The sequence below is a fragment of the Pelorhabdus sp. sgz311001 genome (genome assembly GCF_055901755.1).
In genome coordinates, this window is the sequence record NZ_JBVXUT010000005.1 from 15,598 (window position 1) to 36,344 (window position 20,747).

The 20,747-nt window shown below is 38.3% G+C and carries 17 protein-coding genes and 1 riboswitch; of the genes, 5 read left to right on the forward strand and 12 right to left on the reverse strand.

The window, feature by feature from the left end:
* Nucleotides 1–58 precede the first annotated feature (58 nt).
* A complete protein-coding gene (locus AC0MXB_RS12805) occupies nt 59–1,774 on the forward strand; it encodes a methyl-accepting chemotaxis protein (RefSeq protein WP_474040091.1) in 1,716 nt (571 codons plus the stop codon).
* Nucleotides 1,775–1,838: 64 nt separating this feature from the next.
* Here the strand turns inward: AC0MXB_RS12805 and AC0MXB_RS12810 are convergent, their stop codons facing one another.
* Nucleotides 1,839–2,186: an HAD family hydrolase gene (locus AC0MXB_RS12810; protein ID WP_474040092.1), complete on the reverse strand. Its 348-nt coding sequence runs from the start codon at nt 2,184–2,186 to the stop codon at nt 1,839–1,841.
* A 156-nt stretch (nt 2,187–2,342) separates the two neighbouring features.
* Between AC0MXB_RS12810 and AC0MXB_RS12815 the strand changes: the two genes are divergently transcribed.
* The gene (locus AC0MXB_RS12815) at nt 2,343–3,857 is read left to right on the forward strand and encodes a YifB family Mg chelatase-like AAA ATPase (RefSeq protein ID WP_474040093.1); all 1,515 of its coding nucleotides are present in this window, start codon (nt 2,343–2,345) and stop codon (nt 3,855–3,857) included.
* 78 nt (nt 3,858–3,935) lie between these two features.
* On the opposite strand, the gene AC0MXB_RS12820 is transcribed toward AC0MXB_RS12815, so the two are convergent.
* From AC0MXB_RS12820 to AC0MXB_RS12835, 4 genes are all read right to left on the reverse strand, one after another.
* Nucleotides 3,936–4,844 carry a GGDEF domain-containing response regulator gene (locus tag AC0MXB_RS12820; RefSeq protein ID WP_474040094.1) on the reverse strand — a complete coding sequence of 303 codons (909 nt, stop codon included), beginning with the start codon at nt 4,842–4,844 and terminating at the stop codon, nt 3,936–3,938.
* 130 nt (nt 4,845–4,974) lie between these two features.
* Nucleotides 4,975–5,058: riboswitch (cyclic di-GMP riboswitch) on the reverse strand.
* Between the two features lie 117 nt (nt 5,059–5,175).
* Nucleotides 5,176–5,490: a carboxymuconolactone decarboxylase family protein gene (locus tag AC0MXB_RS12825; protein ID WP_474040454.1), complete on the reverse strand. Its 315-nt coding sequence runs from the start codon at nt 5,488–5,490 to the stop codon at nt 5,176–5,178.
* Nucleotides 5,491–5,558: 68 nt separating this feature from the next.
* A complete protein-coding gene (locus AC0MXB_RS12830) occupies nt 5,559–5,858 on the reverse strand; it encodes a ClbS/DfsB family four-helix bundle protein (protein ID WP_474040095.1) in 300 nt (99 codons plus the stop codon).
* Nucleotides 5,859–6,004: 146 nt separating this feature from the next.
* Nucleotides 6,005–6,424, reverse strand: a complete 420-nt coding sequence (locus AC0MXB_RS12835) for a DMT family transporter (RefSeq protein WP_474040096.1) — start codon at nt 6,422–6,424, stop codon at nt 6,005–6,007.
* A gap of 421 nt (nt 6,425–6,845) precedes the next feature.
* Here AC0MXB_RS12835 and AC0MXB_RS12840 point away from each other — a divergent pair, with 421 nt between their 5' ends.
* The gene (locus AC0MXB_RS12840) at nt 6,846–7,712 is read left to right on the forward strand and encodes an EamA family transporter (protein WP_474040097.1); all 867 of its coding nucleotides are present in this window, start codon (nt 6,846–6,848) and stop codon (nt 7,710–7,712) included.
* A 124-nt stretch (nt 7,713–7,836) separates the two neighbouring features.
* Here the strand turns inward: AC0MXB_RS12840 and AC0MXB_RS12845 are convergent, their stop codons facing one another.
* Nucleotides 7,837–10,653, reverse strand: a complete 2,817-nt coding sequence (locus AC0MXB_RS12845) for a PAS domain S-box protein (protein WP_474040098.1) — start codon at nt 10,651–10,653, stop codon at nt 7,837–7,839.
* A gap of 189 nt (nt 10,654–10,842) precedes the next feature.
* Nucleotides 10,843–12,042, reverse strand: a complete 1,200-nt coding sequence (locus AC0MXB_RS12850; RefSeq protein ID WP_474040099.1) for an MFS transporter — start codon at nt 12,040–12,042, stop codon at nt 10,843–10,845.
* Nucleotides 12,043–12,335: 293 nt separating this feature from the next.
* Here AC0MXB_RS12850 and AC0MXB_RS12855 point away from each other — a divergent pair, with 293 nt between their 5' ends.
* Nucleotides 12,336–13,286 carry a metal ABC transporter solute-binding protein, Zn/Mn family gene (locus AC0MXB_RS12855; protein ID WP_474040100.1) on the forward strand — a complete coding sequence of 317 codons (951 nt, stop codon included), beginning with the start codon at nt 12,336–12,338 and terminating at the stop codon, nt 13,284–13,286.
* A gap of 73 nt (nt 13,287–13,359) precedes the next feature.
* Nucleotides 13,360–14,316 carry a Na/Pi symporter gene (locus AC0MXB_RS12860; RefSeq protein WP_474040101.1) on the forward strand — a complete coding sequence of 319 codons (957 nt, stop codon included), beginning with the start codon at nt 13,360–13,362 and terminating at the stop codon, nt 14,314–14,316.
* On the opposite strand, the gene AC0MXB_RS12865 is transcribed toward AC0MXB_RS12860, so the two are convergent.
* From AC0MXB_RS12865 to AC0MXB_RS12885, 5 genes are all read right to left on the reverse strand, one after another.
* Entirely contained in the window at nt 14,302–16,692 is a 2,391-nt protein-coding gene (locus AC0MXB_RS12865) for a SpoIIE family protein phosphatase (protein ID WP_474040102.1), read from the reverse strand. The two genes, AC0MXB_RS12860 and AC0MXB_RS12865, sit on opposite strands and share 15 nt — an antisense overlap.
* A gap of 114 nt (nt 16,693–16,806) precedes the next feature.
* Nucleotides 16,807–17,658 carry a GTP pyrophosphokinase gene (locus tag AC0MXB_RS12870; RefSeq protein ID WP_474040103.1) on the reverse strand — a complete coding sequence of 284 codons (852 nt, stop codon included), beginning with the start codon at nt 17,656–17,658 and terminating at the stop codon, nt 16,807–16,809.
* A gap of 85 nt (nt 17,659–17,743) precedes the next feature.
* Nucleotides 17,744–18,106, reverse strand: coding sequence for a YraN family protein (locus AC0MXB_RS12875; protein ID WP_474040104.1), 363 nt, complete (start codon nt 18,104–18,106; stop codon nt 17,744–17,746).
* A gap of 18 nt (nt 18,107–18,124) precedes the next feature.
* Nucleotides 18,125–18,421 (reverse strand): EscU/YscU/HrcU family type III secretion system export apparatus switch protein, encoded by a 297-nt coding sequence (locus AC0MXB_RS12880; RefSeq protein ID WP_474040105.1) that lies wholly within the window; start codon nt 18,419–18,421, stop codon nt 18,125–18,127.
* Nucleotides 18,422–18,447: 26 nt separating this feature from the next.
* The gene (locus AC0MXB_RS12885) at nt 18,448–20,607 is read right to left on the reverse strand and encodes a hypothetical protein (RefSeq protein WP_474040106.1); all 2,160 of its coding nucleotides are present in this window, start codon (nt 20,605–20,607) and stop codon (nt 18,448–18,450) included.
* Nucleotides 20,608–20,747 lie beyond the last annotated feature (140 nt).

Sequence of the window (20,747 nt, forward strand, 5' to 3'; positions counted from 1 at the left end):
AGGTTTTTGATAATTGCAGTCGAATATATGTAAGTAAAAATTATTTAGGAGGGGTACTATGAATTTTTTAAGGACTGTAACGGTTCGTTCTAAATTATTCCTTTTAAACGCAATCGCCTTTTTATCTTTAATTCTCTTCGGATATATTAGCTACGTCTTCCTACATCAATCAAACGATATGACAAACTATATCTATGATGACTGCCTTGTTCCCATAGCTCTCGTTAACGAAAATAGATCTTACATAAATAGAATGAATGCTGCCATTCTGGAATTAATGCTAACGACCGATGATAAAAAAAATTCAGAACTTAAAAACCTAATTGATCAACGAACTAGACAGCTCAATGATAATTTCGGATTAATTGAAAGTAAACCCCATGATACGCAGAGTCAAGAGTTACTCAACAAAGCTAAAATATCTCTCCAATCCTATTTAGCAAGCAGTCAACAAACACTAGCTCTTGCTCTGCAAAATAAAAATGAAGAAGCCTATCAACTTTATGTAAAAACTGTTGAAAAACAAGCTCAAGCTTCTATTGACGATATGAGACAAGTTTCAGAATACTATAATAAAGTATCATTACAAACGAAACAAAAATCCACGGATTCTTTTAATACATCAAATCGAATTACTATTTTTCTCGTTATGTTGTTAGGTTCTATTTTCTTAATAAGCGGATATTACATTTCCAAGCAAATTGTAAATCCTTTAAAAAGCATGGTGTCATTTTGTGAAGAACTCGCTGCCGGAGATTTTACGGATAAGCCTCGGCGCATCATGAATCAAGATGAATTTGGCCAAGTTTCAAACGCTTTACTTAACATGCGAATGAACTTACGATCCATACTAAAACAAATCCATGAATCCTCGGAACAGGTGGCCGCTTCTTCTCAGCAATTATATGCTAGTGCTGAGCAATCTGCATTAGCTTCTACTCAAGTCGCCTCTTCAATCAATGATGTGGCTAAAAGCGCCGAGCAACAACTACAAGCGGCATTAAAAACATCAAATATAGTAGATAATCTTGCAGGAAATATCCTAGAAGCAACGGATACAGCCTATACAGTTTCAACACAATCCGAAAACGCTTCCAATCAAGCAAACGAAGGAAATCACTCGGTAGAAAAGGCAATCACTCAAATGAATAATATTGAAAAAACCGTATTTGCCTCGGCTGAAGTTGTACAAAAACTTGGCGAACGTTCTAAAGAAATTGGGCAAATTGTTGATACAATCTCTGGCATCGCTGGCCAAACAAATCTTTTGGCCTTAAATGCCGCAATTGAGGCAGCAAGAGCGGGAGAGCAAGGTCGAGGCTTTGCTGTAGTGGCAGAAGAAGTTCGAAAGTTAGCTGAACAATCTCAAGATGCGGCAAAACAAATTGCTGAATTGATCACGGAAATACAAAATGAAACCGATAAAGCCGTTAATTCCATGAATTCTGGTACAAAAGAAGTAAAACTTGGTACTGAGGTTGTAACTCTCGCCGGGAAAACTTTCAAAAATATTGCAGAATTAATTATAGGAGTCTCTAATCAAATGAAAAGTATCTCTACAACAATGGATCAGATGTCAACGAATAGTGAAGAAATTGTATTTTCAGCCAAAATCATTGATGACTTGAGCCGTAAAACAGCCGAGCAATCGGAAACCGTATCTGCCGCAACAGAAGAACAGTCGGCTACAATGGAAGAAGTTGCTTCTGCCAGCCAAGCCTTAGCAAGATTGGCAGAAGGAATGAGAAACGCCGTACTAAAATTCAAAATTTAATAAAGAGAGATAAGCCCACGAACACTCATAATAGTCTTGTTTTAAACTAGAATGGCTTGACAGTTTAGTTGTGATACCAAGTTTTAAAACGCCTTATTTTATCTAATAACCCCTTCGAATTACCATCAAAACAAATAGCTCTATCATCAACATACACTATTGCAGGTGGCTTGTGTACAGCTACGTCATCAACGACTATGCCATATTGTTTTAACCATATATTAATAGCTTCTTTTCCTCCAGCTTGATGGCAGCGAGTAGACACAATCACAACCCGATAATGCTTTCGAATCTCCTCAATTGCTTCTTTTATCCCAGTAACAGGTGGATCAGGAATAACTTCAACTCCCTGAAATCCACTTGTATAGCTGTGGATCACACCATCAAAATCAAGTACAACGGTTTTGACCATTATTATTTGCTCCTTATGATTTATTTCGAAATACTAAGTATCCCCAAAAATATCTAATAGATGCTCTAGTTCTAAAGGTTTGGCAAAGAGGATTTTTTTCTATAAAAAAAGAAAGCAAGAAAAGAGAACTATAAAGAACTTCTTGGGGGGACAAAATTGTATGCACAAAGTTTTGGCGCTACGACGCTTGGCCTTGACGGAATTATTATTACTGTAGAAGTCGATATTAGTAACGGAATTCCCTGTTTTGATATCGTGGGATTACCTGACACCGCTGTTAGAGAATCAAAAGAACGGGTTCGGTCTGCTTTAAAAAATTCTGGATTTATATATCCGCAAAAACGTATTACTGTAAATTTAGCTCCAGCAGAACTCAAAAAAGATAGCTCTGGATTAGATTTGCCTATCGCTATGGGAATTTTATGCGCTAGTGAACAGCTCGCTCAGGACAAAATTAACAATTGTCTTTTTTCGGCCGAATTATCTTTAGAAGGTCGTTTGCGGCCGATAAGTGGTATTTTACCAATGGTCATAGCCGCAAAAAATCAGGAACTACATGCTGTTTATGTGGCGCCGGAAAACGGATCTGAAGCATTACTTATGGGAAATCCTTTTGTTGGAGCTGCCGCTACATTACGCCAGCTTGTTGGTTATTTGACAGAGAATCAGGCTCTGCCTTGTATTGAGGCAGAGCCTGAAGCATTTTTTAGCGGCAATTACGAATTCGATTTTGCTGATATTCAAGGGCAACTTGTTGCTAAAAGAGCTATGGAAATTGCCGCTGCTGGCGGCCATAATCTACTTATGGTCGGCCCACCTGGAGCGGGAAAAACAATGTTGGCGAAAGCACTGCCTTCTATTTTACCGCCACTTACAGAAGAAGAAGCATTAGAAGTAACTAAAATCTATAGCGTCAGCGGCGAATTGCAGAGGCCTTCAGGCCTTATACGAAAACGATCTTTTCGCCACCCTCACCATACACTTTCAGCTGCAAGCATGATTGGTGGCGGGAGAATCCCTAGACCGGGAGAAGTAAGTCTGGCTCATCATGGCGTATTATTTCTCGATGAACTGCCCGAGTTTTCACGTCAGGTGCTTGAAGTATTGCGGCAACCCTTAGAGGATGGTATTGTAACTATTGCTAGAGTAAATGCCACTATTTCATTTCCTGCTAGATTCGTATTAATTGCTTCTGCTAATCCATGCAATTGCGGCTTTTTCCCCAGTGATCGCTGTACCTGCTCTGAACAAGAGGTTCGACGATATCAACATAGAATCTCAGGCCCCTTGCTTGATCGGATTGATATTTATTTGTGGGTAGAACCTGTTTCTTACGATGATTTATCCCTAAAATCGCAAGGTGAACCATCAGAAACGATCCGTAAACGAGTCATCGCGGTAAGAAATCTGACGCAAGAGAGATTGGCACAATGGAGTATTTTTTGCAATGGACAAATGAGCCATAAACAGGTGTTAAAAACTTGTTGTTTAACTGTAAGTGCACAAAAATTACTTAAAGGCGCTTTTCAAAAACTAGAGCTGAGTGCTCGCGGTTATGATCGAATTCTAAAAGTAGCACGAACAATTGCCGATTTAGATCAAGAAGAACAAATTACAGATCGTCACATTGCTGAAGCAATTCAATTTCGCAATCCTTTATTTAAAGCGTAGAAATAGTTTAGTAATTAATAAAAATCTCTAAGCTCATGCCAGCTTAGAGATTTTTACAGAATTTAAGATATTCCCACTTCACTCTTCGATAGAAATATAGCAATTTCTTCCTTCTCTTTTTGCATTATAAAGTCCTATATCAGCGCGTTTAATGAGCTTAGCCGGTTTATAATCATCATTTGGTTTCAATGATGCAACTCCCATGCTAACTGTGACAAACTCACTTACATCTGACATCTCATGTTTTAATGCTAATTTTTTTATATTTTCTTGAATCCTCTGGGCAACTACAATTGCACCACTAAGTGGTGTTGCTGGCAGTAAGACAACAAATTCTTCTCCACCATATCTACCGACAATATCGATTGACCTAGAAAGTGAATTTTTTATTGTTTGGCTAACCATTCTCAAACACTCATCGCCTTCTAAATGCCCATAGATATCATTGTAGTTTTTAAAAAAATCTATATCAATCATTATCGCTGATAAATATTCATTATTACGATATGAGCTAAGGCATAATTTATTTAATGCGTCTTCTAAAAAACGACGATTATATATCTCTGTCAATTTATCAATCATTGACAAACTCACTAAAATGTCTCTTTGCTTTTTTAATTCAAGCTGACTCTCAATACGGGCTTTTATAACTGCTATGTCCGTGTTCTTCGTAATGTAATCAACCGCTCCCATTGAAAACCCTGTTGTTTGATGCCGCGGAGAGGAATTGGAAGAAATAAATATTACTACTATGTCTTGAGTAGCCGGATTTTCTTTAACTCGCCGACAAATTTCGTAGCCATCAATATCTGGTAGCATTATATCTAATAAAATAAGATCAATTTTTCGAGATATAATGATCTTTAAAGCCTGTGACCCGGAAGTTGCACAATAAACACTATAATTATCTTGCAAAATTTTCATTAATAAATTACAGTGAAATTTTTCATCATCAACAACAAGAACTGTCTGCTTACCAAAATTCATCTTATCGTCCTTTCTCTTCCACTTTAAAGTTCAGAAAACAAAGCCAACATGGAACGATAACTTTAGTGATAGCTACATCAATGACTTCTCATTTTATTGCAATAAAAAACCAGGTTATCATCGTAATTAATGATGTAACCTGGCAGTCTTAGAAAATTCCTTTAGACCCACGGCTTTGCGTCCCATCCTTTCGGGTGGTTTGCCTACCAAATATTTCTTTAATGAAAATTATACCATAATGATTCAAAATTTCAAAGAAACCTGTCAAATGTATCCAATAATACATCTGACAGGTTTTCATTCCCTCATCTTCTTGAAATAAACAAAACGTCTACTTTCCTTTAAATTCACTATCATAGGCTTCAAGTGCTATCGGCAACGCAGTAATCACCTTATTTCCTACTGCGGGGAGCGCTAATAAAACTGCACTTTTAATCTCATCTCTAGTAGCACCTAACTCCTGAGCATGTTTTACATGAAAAGGAAGACCACTTAGCAGTCCAACCGCCGCTAAAACAGCAATATAAGCAATCTCTTCTGTTTTGGAATCAAGGCTACTAGCCTCGTCTAATTTTTGAACAGTTTCTAACCATGTTTTCGATTGTTCCGGAGCTTCTTTTAAAAAACAGTCAAATGCATTACTCATATTTTTCAAATAAATTCCTCCTAAATAGCACATTATTTTGTTGTTTACAGATTTCAATAATCGCTGGGTCAAGCATTCTTTTTCCATCTCCTAATCTTGGTTCTAAAATTCTTAAAAGGCGCAACCGAATTTATATGTATCCACTTCCACATTGGCCAATTCGCTTTTGTTACTGTCCCTTTTTCCCATCCCATAATAAGATTTAACCATCCGAGCTGATATGCTAGCATTTCCTGCGGCGTTTTATCCACTTGCGCAATGCGAACATTTCCTTTTTCATCTGGAATCTCATCAAATTCTTTGTCAAAAAGCAAATAAGTCTTTTGTATAGCGGCAATTAATTCAACTTTACTATTGTATTGTATCATTTATCATGGCCACACTCCATTTTTGATAATCACTTCAAATTTAATAAACAAAAATATCTAAGGTTGATTAATACCTCAAATTTCAACACGCTTTAAAACTAATTTGAACAAAGTTACAGGATTTTATGAGCAGTTATTGGCACTCTCTAAGATCTAGCTAACAAATAAACCCCAGTCAGTATAAGTATGCAACTTCCTACTTTATTGTATGTTATCGGCGAAACTTCAACACCAACAAGTCCAAAATGATCAACGACAGCCGCGGTAATAATCTGAGCTGCTAATACTAAGGCAAATACCTTTAATGTTCCAATATTCGCTATAGAGTATGAAAAGCCATACATTGCACAAATCCCCATCATTCCTGAAATCAAGGCTTTAGTAGATATTGTATCACTAATCTTTTGCTGATTATATAAAACAAAAAATAATGCAAATAAAATCTGAAAAATTGAGACTCCTATAATCATAATAAATTGTCCCGATAACTTTCCTATTTGCGAATTAATAGCTCCTTGTATTGGTAAAATTATTCCAGTAATAATCGCCGCTAAGACGCTTAGCATTATGTTTCTCCCCTTATATTAGTAGTTTTCTCATTTCTTCTCTTTATATCTAAACCATATTTTGATTTACAAAATACTAACTCTATTATACAAAAAACAAATTATCTTAAAAATAGTCAACAGTTGAAACGGCTAAAAATTTAATTTTCTATAACGATCTACAATTTTTTCTTTCTGATTTAAATTCTGATTTAAATTCTGATTTAAATTCGGATATAAAGTGAATCATAAACCAAGTATTAACTATATTCCCTTAGAATTTTCAGTTGTTGACGAACAAAAAGAAAACTGCTATGCTTAGATAAGCTTAAAACTGAATCATAAAACCATCTTTGGATGTGGATTTTTCTAGAGAAATCTATTTTCGCCACACAATATCTATTGGGATATTGTGTGGCGTTTTTTATTGGGAGGAGATATTTTGTCAAGAAATTCTTATGCATTTCTAGTATTTTTAGGTGGATGCAGTTATGGCATCCTTTCTACGATTGTCAAGATTGCTTACGCAAGTGGTTTTACAGTAAATGATGTTTGTGGATCACAAGGATTTTTCGGCATGTTGCTTCTCTGGGCTGTAGTGTTGTTTCAGCGAAAACAATTTATCCCATGGAAAAAAACTTTGTTATTAGTTTTATGTGGTTCGCCGATTGGACTAACGACTGTTTTTTATTATAAGTCATTACAAACGTTAGATGCCTCGTTAGCAATTATATTTTTATTCCAATTCATTTGGATTGGAGTATTATTGGAAGGAATATTTTTTCGGCGAATTCCTACATGGCAAAAAATCGTAGCAATTACTGTACTCCTTATTGGATCACTATTTGCTACTGGAATAAAAACGGGGACTAATAATGTCTTTGTTTCACCAGGAATGATCTGGGGTTCTGCAGCAGCGTTCTCTTACTCTCTAGTGATTCTCAGCAGCGGAACAGTTGCGCGTGACGTTTCCCCCATTCTGAAAAGTGCACTTATGTCGATTGGCGCCACAGCAACCATCTTCTGTTTTCTACCACCATTTTTCCTCATAAATATGCCTGTACTTTTACAATTAATGCCCTATAGCATATTACTGGGATTATTTGGTATTGTCCTGCCTCCATTATTGTTCTCCATTGGGATTCCGAAAATTGGAGTCGGCCTTGGAAGTATCTTAACCTCATCAGAACTTCCTATAGCGATGCTTTTATCAGCCTTTGTATTGGGGGAGCACATCGCCACCTTGCAGTGGCTGGGGATTATCATGATTTTGGGCGGAATCATTGTAGGTAACCTACAAAAAACCTGATTGGTACTGGTTCAATTTATTTGACATTCCCGCTAACCATAGTTACGCATTTAAAAATGCTTCAGGCTCTGCCTCAATAGAAGGCAGAGCCTGATTTTCGGTTAAATAGCCCATGAGCTAGCACTCATCTAGTTAAATATTTAATTAGCATAACCTCATTACCCTTGGCATTATAAATCATTTTATCAGTCCAAGATAACATAATTGGAATCCCTCGTCCATTCTCACAGGAGATCACCTGTTCAAAAACCTGTGCTAAGCCACAATGGCGGTAGCGCATAATCTGTTCATTACCGCCAAATCCTGGCCCATCATCTTTTACCCGCATCACCAGCGCTGCACCTACTTTATTCACTTTCACACAAATATTTGTGCCATAATGACAGGCATTACTGAGCGCTTCTCCTATAACGGCTTCTAACTTGCAAGCTTCGTCTCCTGCAACACGCTGAAAAATTGCTGATAATGCTATTAATATTTGCTCATATCTTTCTGCACTTTGAAATCGATATACTACAGGTAATTTTTCTAGAGTTCCTATTTTAAGACACAAAGCCGAGCAATCGTCTTCCCGTTGCGGTGAAGTAGAAATTGCCCGTAAACGTTCCATTGTAGCTGCAAAATCTCGCAAATCAGTCGTGGCTTCTTTAGGGTAAACATCATAAATACCATCTGTCATAAAATAAAAAGTATCACCTGATTGGATAGAAAAAGTAGTTGTTTCAAAATAGGGATTTTCTGCAGCCCCAAGAAAGAGACCAGGTACCGCAATAAGTCCCTTTTTCTCGGCAGTATCTGCTAATAAATAATTAATGCCGCAAGAAATACAAGTTAATTCCCTTGTGCTCAGATTTAAGGTAAAAGCGATCATTGCCGCAAAAGAATGATCTGGAAAATACTGATTTAAATAACGATTCAATCGAGTAATTGACTCTGTTGTCCAAGCCTCTGCCTTATCCATAATCTCATTTAACAAACTGCTAATCGCCGCGGTGTACAAAGCAGAAGCAACGCCGTGGCCAGTAACATCAATAAGATAGCCATGTAATACCGTCCCATTATGAAACCACCGATAGCCGTAGAAATCGCCGCTAATAAGGGTTGCTGGTTCAAAAATAGAACAAATCGTCACTTGATTCTTTTCATAATCAACTGGCAATAAGGATTTTTGGACTCGTCCAGCCATGTCAACTTGATGCTGTACTTCAGCCTGCAACCGCTGCTGTTCGGCTACGTCACGACACGATAACAGGATTAACTTTCTGTTGCGATGTCGAATCAATACGGCTGCTAATTCGACATAGATAACAGAAAGGTTCTGTTGTTGATAGCGCCAAACGGTATTGGGCGACCAACTTCCTCTTGTTTGTAACGCATGCTCGATCCCAGCCATATCGTTTGCTGTCAGAAGTCCAATCGTCTCGAATGATTTTTGAACTACGGTCTCAGCCGTACAGCTAAACAGTCGTGTAAAGGCTTCATTGACTTCAATAACCTGCTGCGTTTCCTTATCAATTACAGCAATTCCTTCTGACGATTTTTTCATTACGGCTTCATACCATTCCTGACTTTCTCGCAATAACTCTTCCGTCTTTTTACGTTCAGTAACATCTTCGCCAATTAAGGCCACATGACCGTTTTCCGGACTATAAATAGAAAAGCAATAATATCTTGCATGCATTTCTATATAGAATTCTTTCTGTGTCGCCTTACCGGACTTAGCTACATAACCAAGTACAGCAAACCAATCTTTCTCATTTTTTATTTTTGGTCTTACTTCCATAATTCTTTTGCCAATAATGTCTGCTGCCGTCAACTGAAATGCGTTTTCAAAAGATGAATTCACCTCTACATATTCTAAATCTGCTGCCTCACCTGCTTCATTAAAAACAACGCGATAATAGACAAAAATATTTGGCATATTTTCAAATAATCCACGATAACGCGCCTCGCTAGTAGCAAGAACATTACGACTGTTTAACAGTTCATCCTGAATAGCCTGTCGTTCCATAACTTCTTCTTCCAACGTCGCATTGAGTTCTTGTAATTGACTAGTTCTTTCCTTGACTCGCATTTCAAGTTCATTGTTGAGTTGGTGTAAAGCAGTCTCAGCATTTTTCCACGCAGTGATATCATGATTAATTTCTAATATGGCAATAGGTTCACCATATTCATTTTTCCGCAGTGTCTGATGACTTTGCACAATAATTTTTTTGCCATCTTTAGCGGTATGAATAAGTTCGCCTTCCCAATGAGAATGCTCTTCGAGGACTTTCATAATCCCTTCGAGCGGCTCAGGAAAAACCGTCTGCAACAAATCATGCGTAATATTTCCGAGGGCATCCTCCGCTGTAAAACCATAGCCCTTCTGCGCTCCCTGATTCCAATAAATAATTCGGCTTTCTAGATCACGAACTAGAATAAAATCATAGGCTAGATCAAGCAATTCGGCTTGAGAACGGTTATGTTCCTCAGCGTTGGCCCGCTCCATACTCTCTTCCTCTAAGGCGGCATTCAGTTCCTGCAATGTAAAGGTCTGCTCTTGCAGCTTCACATTCAATTCTTGCAATTCTTGCAGTCCTATTTGAACTTTGGTCCGATTCTGCAGCATAGTTTCGCAAATATATGAGATGGCTATACAAATCAGGAAAAATACGGCTAAAGAAATGCGATCGGCATTACTATTGATCACAAAAATTTGCCCAAAGGGCATTAACCAATAATAAGAAATTACGGCACTTGATAAAAGAGTAGTTGCTAAACCAACCCAAAAGCCGCCATAAACAGCAACAACCATAACGGCTGGATAGAAAGTCAAATAAGGCACTGAAATTCCCAAATCACGCAAAAGAGAAAATCGCAAAAAAGCAGCGATAATTACGCTGACAGGGACTGCCATATATATCTTCCAATTCCCCCCACTTTCCCGGAAAGATCTCATAGCCCATCCTCACTTTCCTCATATGCTCAGTGAAAACTCTTATCTGTCACTGCACTTCCAATTAATACTTTCTTCGACATAATAAGTCGATATCTTGCAAGATCAAATTATTTTATTATAATTATTTTCAAAGAAAAACCCGCAACTTTAAGTTGCGGGCTAAAAATTATTTTATATACACAGTAGGAGTTATTCTTCCCATTCGACTTCACTTTGTTGTTGCAATGAAGCTTTTCTTGTCAAAACCATCTGTCCAACAAAAAACAGTAAAAAGAGCGCCATAGCTCCAGCAGAGAAAATATACATCTTTATAAAACCAATATGTTCTGCTACCATTCCCAGCAAAATCGCTCCGGCACTAGTACCAACATCAAGCATATTGTAAAAAGTTGCACTCGCCGCACTTCTGCGGTCAGGCGCGACAATATTTAACATCCAGGTAATTAACGCAGGCAAGAGCAGCCCACCACCAAAGCCATATAAAACGGCTGCAGTCAGTAATAATGTAAAAGAATGTGTTTGAATCAAAATAACCAAGGCTGAAAATAACAAAATAGATCCCGGAATCATAATCCAAGCCGGCCCCTTAGCATCAAAAATTTTACCGCCAATAGGTCGCGATAAAAATACGCAAATGGTACCCACTACAAAAAAAGCACCGGAATTATCAATATGCGCTTCTTGCGCTAACATGGCCACAAAAGTATTAATACTACCGTAGCTCAGTCCAAATAGCATAGTCAGCAAAGAAGGCATCCCCGTCCCTTTTTCAAAGAGTTTATCTTTGAAAGAAACTTTTCTTCTCTGTTCGACTGGACGACTAGCAATAGCCGGTGCATGACAAAAACGTGTATTAACAGCAGCAAACCCTGTTAACAAAGCAGAAAAAATAAACATAGCAATAAATCCCTGCGTTTCCATGAGCCAAACACCTGTCGCTGGCGTCAACGCCATGGCTACTGTACTACCTAAGCCAAAATAACCAATTCCTTCACCCCGTCGAGACGCTGGTATGATATCAGCAACAATGGCGGCTGAAAAAGTCGTAGTCAAACCGAACCCAATACCATGAAAAATTCTTGTAATGATCATACTTTCTACAGAATTAAACATGGCATAACTAATTGTGCAAAGAAAAGAAATAAACAAACCAACATAAAGACACTTTTTCTTGCCTAATTTTTCAACGCCCAAATCAGTAAATAAACGAATAAAAATTGCGGAAAAGCCAAAAATGCCAGTAATAAGCCCAATTTGTGAACCATTTGCGCCTTGTGCGGCAGCATAAACAGGCAAAGTAGGCAGTAAAATATGAAATCCGCCAAATAAAAAGGAATTTGCTAAAACAAGTAGTATAAAATTCTTGGTCCATAAACGAGTTGTATCCATATAAATCTCTTCCTTCCCCTAGAAATAACAAACGTTAAAATAATTCACTAGTTAACTAATTGCTCAATAATTGTATTTTACGCTCCTTTTAGCGCCTTGTCAATGAAAGCCTTTTATAGAAAAAGTCTATTGTTTTTTCCCCTTAACTGTTTTATACTAAATTCATTAGTAAAATTCAGCTCTAAAAATAACTAAAGTCAATTAGTTATTTTTTCTTTGCAGTCTAAATAAGAATATTCTTATTTAGACTGCAACCCTACACTTCAAAATTCATCAAATAGGAGGCTCGTTTCATGAAAAAACTCTTACTTCCCCTACTTACTTGTCTGCTACTGACAAGCTTGTTATTAATAGCAGGCTGCAGCAGTAAGACAACTCAAAATCAAGCAACCTTCTCGTCAGAAAAAGTAAAGATAATTGCCACGGTTTACCCCGTCTATGATTTTACTCGCATTGTCGGCGGCGACAAAGTAGATCTTTCTCTTCTCGTACCGCCAGGGGCAGAACCACATGACTGGGAACCAAAAGCAAAAGACATTGCAGCATTAAAAGCAGCAAAAGCCATTTTCTATCAAGGAAATGGTCTTGAACCTTATGCCGATAAACTCTTGACGCCAGAACAGTTGGGACAAACTAAGCCGTTTCAAATCGGCAAAGATATTACACTTTTACCAGCAAGCGAAGCAGAAGATGAAGATTCTGCTAAACACGAAAAAATTGCAAATGATCCTCACGTCTGGCTTGACCCTGTCAATGCCCAGCAAGAAGTAAAAAACATTTTAATGGCATTAATTACAATTGATCCTGCCAATAAAGAATATTATCAAAAAAATGCTGATCAATTGACAGCAGACTTAGAAAAGCTTAATCAAGATTATACTACCACCTTGCAAGCACTGCCTAAAAAAGATTTTGTCACGACCCATGCCGCATTTGCCTATTTAGCGAAGCGATATCAACTCAACCAAGTTCCCCTCATGGGACTGGCTCCTGATGCTGAGCCAACGCCTGATAAAATGGCTTCCATCGTACAATTCGTTCGTCAGCATAAAGTAAAAGTCATCTTTTTCGAGACTCTTGTCAGTCCTAAGCTAGCTGAAACGATTAGCAAAGAAACTGGAGCTACAACTCTTGTATTAAACCCGATTGAAGGGTTAACAGAAGAAGAAATGAAAGAGGGAAAAAACTATCTTACTATCATGCGAGAAAATTTAGACCATCTTAAAATAGCGTTAAGTGAATAAATAAACTAAAAAAGCACGGCGCAAAGCCGTGTTTTTTTAGTTTTAAGCAAAGCACTCTTGTCATAAATTAAAGATGAGAGGAGATGAAAATATTTTTTACAGCTTTGCTTCGCTTTTCTTGGGTCTTTTACTGTTAATCAGTGGTTTGTTTTTGCTTCGTTTTAGCCTAAGTCAATTATTGTCCCCAAGAATTAAAACATTTCTTGCCTGCCATCCCCTTAGTACCTGGCAGGGATTTTGTCTCGGAATCATCGCGGCGACGTTGCTACAAAGCAGTACAGCTGTAACACTAATTTTGCTTGGTTTCATCAGTGCTGGTTATCTCAGTTTTTTAGAAAGCCTCAGCATCATTTTAGGAGCCAATATTGGGACTTGCAGCACCGTTCAACTTTTTTCAATTTCCTTTCTGCCGCAAAATCTCCTGTTTACAACATTCAGTATTCTATTAGCTTTTATCTTTGCTAAGATACTTCATTTACGGAAAACCGCCTGGATTATGGCCGCTGCATTCGGTCTCTGTACCATGTTCAGCGGATTTTACGTGCTATCAACAGGGATTTCAGAAAAAACAGCCCTAGCGGAATCCTTAGCAGCCTTGCTACAAACCTATGATACTCCATTGGCTGGCATCTTATTAGGGCTTATACTAACCTTTCTGCTTCAATCCAGCAGCGCGGCAACAATTTTACTGATAGCTTTAGCAAAAAACACATCGCTGTCACTTGTCATGGCAGCATACATCGTCTATGGCAATAACATCGGTTCGTGCTTGTCTTCGCTTATTGTCAGCACAACAGCGCCAGTTAGTGCCAAACAAGCAGCTTTTTCACATTTTTTCCTAAATTTTTTGGGAATTTTATTTTTTTTGCCACTCACACCACTGCTCACAAACATAACGTCAGAGCTATTTTCTGATTATCCTAATCAAATCGCCTTCATTCATACTATATTTAATTTTATTTCTTCGTGTCTTCTTATCCCTTTTATAAAAAGCTATGCCAAACTGATCCAAATTTTAGTCCCCCGTTAGCCGCTTGATCAGGAGAACTTCATTGCCTTTTCGATTGTAAATTACCTGATCCATCGTTGAAAGCATAATGGGAATACCTCGACCATTTTCTTCTAAAAGCCGTTCCATAAAAACTGTTTCGATTCCACGCTTTTGAACCGCACGCACCGCTTCCTGCCCATTAAAACCGGGTCCGTTATCGCAAACCCTTACAACCATTTTATCGCCAAAGCGGCACAGTTTGACACGAACTTTTGTACCATATTGCAATCCATTCGTTACGGCTTCGGCAATTGCAATTCCCCAAACATGGTCATCTCTTCCCGTTAACTCCGTTAAAGTATGCAGCATGCGTAGCCGCATAACGGTCCGTTCTTGACTAGTATATTCAAAAATCAACGGTTTTTTCACTGTGTCCCTAATCTTGATGCAAATAGCCGAACAATCGTCATATTTTTGCGGATTATTTGCAGCCTGTCGCAAAAACTGAACGGTAGCATCAAAATCATGAACACTGACATTTTCGTGTTCAAAAATTAAATCAGCAATTCCATCTGTCAAAAAATAAAAAGTGTCGCCAAATTGGATTGGAAGCGTTATTTTACGAAAATCCGCTTGCTTGGAAAGCCCTAAAAATAAACCGGACAAAGCAACCCAACCATTTTGCTTAAAAGTAGAAGACAAGAAATAATTAATTCCGCCAGAAATAATAGTAATCTCTCTTTTAGTAAAATCCAAGGAAAAGGTCATCATAGCAGCAAAAGATTCTTCCGCCAAATAATAGCTCAACTGAGAATTTACTTTTTGGAGCATTTTTAATGACCAAACTTGCTCTTTTTCTAAGGCTTCATTCAGTAAGGTACTAATGGCCATTGTCTGAATTGCTGTAGCAACGCCATGTCCCGATACATCGAGAATATAACCTGTCAACAATTGACCATCGTCACTCCATTTTATTCCGTAAAAATCACCGCTGACTAAATGCAAAGGTTCATAAATTGTTCGAATTAAAATTTTCTTACTTACATAATCGCTTGGTACCATAGCTCTTTGAACCTTGCCCGCTAATTTTACCTCTGACTGTATGACTTCTTGCAACCGTTTTTCCTTAGTCACGTCATGATAAGTAAAAATGGCCAATTTCTGTCCCTGATATTGAATTAAGGAACCGGTCCGTTCGGCAAAAATGAGATGACCTAACTTATGGCGATAACGAATAATTTCAGAAGGAACTAACTGCGTTTCCTCCAAAATTTTTTCTAAGATCTGATACTCTTTATCGGTGGTCTGAGAAAAATTCCGCCCGTTCATCATTAATAGTTCTTCTCGGCTATAACCAAACATTTTTAAGCTGGCATCATTAGCGTCAATCACTTTCATAGAGGGAAAATCATAAATAATAATCGCCTCAGAAGCTTGTTTCACCAAAGTGCTATAACGGTGCTCCTCTTGATCTAAAACTCGATTTGTTCGCTTTGCTAAGAAAAAACAAAACAAAAAAATTACTAAACTTCCTAGACTTCCTAAGAAGATCAAATTTTCTTTGCGCTTTTCATAAGGTTCCAAGGCAACTTCCGTTGACTTTGATACTAAAATTACTAAAGGATATCCTGGTATAACGCGATAACTGGTAATACGCTGGATCTTGTCAAGGCCCGTATTAGAAATAAAGGTTCCTTCGGTTTGGCCACTCTGTACCTGCTGCCAAACATCACCCGCTCTTATATCCTGACCAAAATCCAGGTTGTCATCTATTTGGCGGGCGCGAACAAAGCCATCCATTCCCAATAAATTAATGATTTGACTCTTTCCTAAATCCATTCGTTTATAAAAGTCTAAAAAATATCCTATTTTAAGTCCCATAAAAACCACACCGCCGAAAGCTCCGTCAGGTTTATTAATCCGTCGACTCAGTACAATAACGGAAGTATCAGTAGAACGTCCAACAAAAGGTTTACTTATAAACAAAACATCTTCCGAGTTTTCTTGGTGAAACCGGATAAAATCACGGTCAGAACTATCTATCCCCACCGTGCCGCTAAAGGTGCTAGCCCGGCTAACACCACTGGAATCAGCTATAGCTACAATATTGCGCGAAGGATCTTTTTCCTTAATAATTTTGTTGGCAATATCAGAAAATCCGATATTCCCCGCTTCCTCATAGGCCTTTCTTAAAATAAGCAAATCAGAATCATTTTGACTGATAATCCGGAAAACATGCTCTTCAAAAGCTTTGGCAAGATTCATGGTTTCCTTAGAATTTTCTGACAGCGTTCTATTATAATCATCACTTACTTGTTTCCAGATAAAACTCCATAAAGCAATAACCAAAACAATACCAATAAGCAAAATAAACCAAAGGTAGTTGGAGTACTTCAGAACATTCGGTTTTTTCAACTTATTCATCCCCCAAACGTCGCGCATTACAGTAATTATTACATTATATTCCCAAAAAGAACAAAAACTCCTGCTATCTTCCGAAAACAGGAAGAAGATAGTAAGAGTCTTTCTTTATACCATCGTATGACTACTAATAAACGCTAAAAAAAGCTTGGAATCAGAATGTAAAAAAGCTAAAAAGGAATGCCACATATAGACTTCGATCGGTTCATGAATCGCAAATATTGTAAGAATAATCCCCAGACAAAGATATGCCGCTACTTTATTTAAAGAAAAAATTTCTTGGAATGATGTAAACGATGCAGAAGAATCAACTGAAAGAGTAAAAGGAATTCTTCTTTGCCGCCCCGCAAAAGCGGCTATGGTTTTCTGCTCGCGACGCAATTTGCAAAATTCATCGTCAGCTACCTCTAACAAGCCAGCTACTCGGGAAAAACGGCGCCGTACCGCCGAAGAAACAGGAGTATCGGTCTTATAAGCTAAATCATGTTCAATTTCCGCCCAGGCATGTTGTAAAACTGACCGAATTTGAATTTCTACTTTACAATTTTGAAAGCGCCTGTACGGCTCCTGCTGGATAACATCGTCAGGCAAACTAGCTATAATATGTGACGACAAATAGCCAAATTGATTTGGTGCTAAAATCTTCCGCTTGTCAATAGAATTCACAGGATCAACCTGTAAAACCTTCGCAATAATTTTAGCCACTCGATCGATATCATCGGCAAAATATGTAATAATACGCAACCCGCAAACATCAGTAATATCTTCAAATTCCCGGTATTTGCCTCTTCCTTTATTAATTTTACCACGCAAACTCTCTTCAGTTTTTAATCTTGATACTATTAAATGCACACTAATTTCCTCTTGCAACAGAAGCTGTTGAATGCGATCCTGTATATCTTGTATAAAAGCACTGTATAAATCGTAGTTTTCTCGATAAAAATCCAGGATTTCAGCCACAATAAAAGCCCCCTAAAATCAATTCTCACTATAAGATTTACTATAGAGGAAAATTGTGACAAACTAATGACAATAAATTTTGCAGCTAATTTTCCCCGAAAGCATCGGGAAGATGCTGAATCTTTACAATTTTTTCGTACAAAAAATATACTTCGATGATATCAAACCGCAAGGAAACATCTAAAAGCCCCTTACTTTGCAAATATAAACAAGCAGTTTGCATTATTTTTTTCTGTTTACGCCAATTTACAGCCTCACAGGGCTTACCAAACTTTTCACTATGACGGCTTTTCACTTCAACAAATACAATACTATTCTGCTTTTGGGCGATAATATCAATTTCGCCACACTTCCGCCGATAATTTCTTGCCAAAATCTGATAGCCCTGTCGCAACAAAAAAGAGCAAGCTGCCGCTTCCCCTTCTTTGCCGAGAGCAATATGGTTCATGTTTATCCCTTCTTCACTTTAAAAAGGCAACGATTTGCTTTCCGGGTTTCTTTTTTGATCTAAACGATAAATAAAAGCGAGGACTTCCGCAACGACCTTGTATAGTTCTGGCGGAATTTCACGGTCTAAATCAACCGCCATAAGCATACTTGTAAGCGCTTGATTTTGATAAACAGGAATTAAATTTTGTTTCGCTGCAGAGAGAATATTTTCCGCAATAACGCCCGCTCCCTTAGCTACAACCCTCGGTGCTTGCTCTTTATCACGGTCATATTTTAAAGCAATCGCCTTTTTCAAACCTGTTTCTTGCTCCATAAGTGAGCTCCTTCACTAAATGATAATCACGCCGATAATACTTCAATATGCTGCAATGTAAAAACGCCATTCGCTAAAACCTGTCGGATATCAGGTAGCCACTCATAAAAATCATCGGCGGCTTCAGGATCAGAAAAGCCGACTTTTACTTCCACATCCTTTTGCCGTACATGAAATAAAAGATTTACTGTACCAGAGTAATCGGTTTTTATAAACATGCGCAACCACGTTTCCGATATCATTTGACCGCTACGTCTTTCTTTCTGACTCTGCTGAAAAATATGAATATGAGCTGGATACATCGTTTTCTCATCAAAAACTACTGGCATGAAAAAGCTAAATACTTTGCTACCGCTGCCACTTTCACTTTGAAAAGACTGAGAGGTTACTAGCGACTTTTGGAGTGATTCAGCCAATCGACTTACACTATCTTTAGCTGCTTTTAATTGATCCGCCGGTTCTTCCGTATACCGAGAAATCTCACTCATTTTTTGATATACATAAAGATCTTTCAATGCTGGAAATTGTTCAGCATGCTGACGAATAAGGCTGGGCAACTGTTGCTCAAATTGCTGCTTCATGCTGTCCATAATCAGCTGATCCTTCGCCGATAAATCATTAAAACGCGCTTGCCATGCTTTTAGTTCCTGTTGCAAAGACACCTCGACCGCGTCACCAGCATTACTTTGATACATCTGCTGGGCAATCCAATTAAAAAATTCATCGAGGCCTACAGAACTTTTGGGTAAGGGGGGATTATTCAGCATTGTTAAGGCTTGACCTGCTGCAGCTTGCAAAGATTTAGCCCCCTGTTCCACTGCCTCATCCTTGCTGTATCTACTCTTACTATCAGATTCTTGTCCTTCTAGGGAAGCTTCTTGTAACGCCGATTTTTGCGATGCTATCGTATCCACTTCATTGGTCATCGGCTTATTTGCCGTATTTGCTTCAATCTCAGGAGATCTTGTTCCTCCAAACTGAACCTCAGAACGCTGTGTAGCTGTTGTTAATACCTCGCCTTCAGAATCCATCAAAATGCCTTTTTGTTGAATAGCTTCGCTTGTTGGATCTTCTATCTGCTTACCTGTAGGTGAAACATTCTTTGGCTGATCTAGCTGCATTTCTATGTCTGACGTCATCGCTAAGTCTGCTGATAACTTTGGTCCTTGCTGCAATTTTCCTTGTTCTTGATCCTCGGCTAAAGGAATTGCAGAACCTTTAGATCCCAAAGCAAACTCAGAGTCATGTTTTGGTAAGTTTACGCTCTCATCCTGTGACGGCTGCTCCAAAGAAGTAGACATATTCTGATTCTTTAGACCCGCTTGCCCAAAGGAATCTTTTATTTCCTGATTAATCGATCCAGCCGTTTGTTCCGGCAAAACAGTTGTTTCTGTCTGTCCTGGTTGGGACGGCTGTTTTTGAACAAAGTTTTGCTGCGAGGAAGTATTTTTCAGGCCTTGCTCAACATTTTTACCTTGTGACTCTAGCTGATTTTTCTCAGGATTTTTCTCAGGATTTTTCTCAGGATTTTTTAGTTCAAGATTTTTCAGTCCCAGTTTTTGCAGCCCAGGCTCTTGCAGCAAAACATTTTCGCTCGCAGTTTCCCCGCTACTTGTTGGCTCTTCAAATAGAGTTTGTAAATATTGCATAAGCTGCTTAAGCTGCGGCTGTTGCTTTTGTAACGTTTGTTGCAACGTATCAGACATAATCATCTGATACGCTAATGCGGTTGAAAGCGCTTTGGATAACTGCGAAAAAGCATCTACCGTGTCTTTATTCGTCTTAAGCATAGCGATAAGCCCTTGCTCCATCTTATCAGGCGTCGAGGCCAGTAGCTTATCTGATAAAACTTGTTCTAAATCGGCACGAATAGAATCCGCTAGCATATCTGTCATTGTTTCCGGCATCGCTAAAAGTTGGTCAAGCTGCTCTAAAACACGCACAATGGTTTGTTCAATCATAATCTTTACATTAAAAGTCGGCCCAGCCGGATCTTGACTATCATCAAACAACCCCGTATTTACCTGGGACTTAGGCAACGAAACAGAAGATGCAGCTCCTGATTGAGCTGCCCCTACAGAACCAATAGCCTGCTGTTCGCTTTCCTCTCTTACCGCAGGCGCTTCCTTGCTAGCTGGTATTTTCGACACTGGCGATGTGCCGGAAGAAATTGTTGTTGCATCCATGCGTATTCTCCCTTAGATTGGATTCCGTTTATAAAAAAAGCTTCTATAGTAATATATCGTAAAATTAACTCAAAACGTTTACTCTTATTCAATATTTATTTGTAGTAACACCCATTCTAAGGGGTTCTTTCTTAATAGTC

Excerpts from the sequence above, each read along its gene's own strand:
- AC0MXB_RS12875 (WP_474040104.1), bottom strand. The coding sequence starts at position 18,106 with ATGAACCATATTGCTCTCGGCAAAGAAGGGGAAGCGGCAGCTTGCTCT.
- AC0MXB_RS12880 (WP_474040105.1), bottom strand. The coding sequence starts at position 18,421 with ATGGAGCAAGAAACAGGTTTGAAAAAGGCGATTGCTTTAAAATATGAC.
- AC0MXB_RS12855 (WP_474040100.1), top strand. The coding sequence starts at position 12,336 with ATGAAAAAACTCTTACTTCCCCTACTTACTTGTCTGCTACTGACAAGC.
- AC0MXB_RS12835 (WP_474040096.1), bottom strand. The coding sequence starts at position 6,424 with ATGCTAAGCGTCTTAGCGGCGATTATTACTGGAATAATTTTACCAATA.
- AC0MXB_RS12825 (WP_474040454.1), bottom strand. The coding sequence starts at position 5,490 with ATGAGTAATGCATTTGACTGTTTTTTAAAAGAAGCTCCGGAACAATCG.
- AC0MXB_RS12805 (WP_474040091.1), top strand. The coding sequence starts at position 59 with ATGAATTTTTTAAGGACTGTAACGGTTCGTTCTAAATTATTCCTTTTA.
- AC0MXB_RS12820 (WP_474040094.1), bottom strand. The coding sequence starts at position 4,844 with ATGAATTTTGGTAAGCAGACAGTTCTTGTTGTTGATGATGAAAAATTT.
- AC0MXB_RS12850 (WP_474040099.1), bottom strand. The coding sequence starts at position 12,042 with ATGGATACAACTCGTTTATGGACCAAGAATTTTATACTACTTGTTTTA.
- AC0MXB_RS12885 (WP_474040106.1), bottom strand. The coding sequence starts at position 20,607 with ATGGATGCAACAACAATTTCTTCCGGCACATCGCCAGTGTCGAAAATA.
- AC0MXB_RS12860 (WP_474040101.1), top strand. The coding sequence starts at position 13,360 with ATGAGAGGAGATGAAAATATTTTTTACAGCTTTGCTTCGCTTTTCTTG.
- AC0MXB_RS12830 (WP_474040095.1), bottom strand. The coding sequence starts at position 5,858 with ATGATACAATACAATAGTAAAGTTGAATTAATTGCCGCTATACAAAAG.
- AC0MXB_RS12810 (WP_474040092.1), bottom strand. The coding sequence starts at position 2,186 with ATGGTCAAAACCGTTGTACTTGATTTTGATGGTGTGATCCACAGCTAT.
- AC0MXB_RS12845 (WP_474040098.1), bottom strand. The coding sequence starts at position 10,653 with ATGAGATCTTTCCGGGAAAGTGGGGGGAATTGGAAGATATATATGGCA.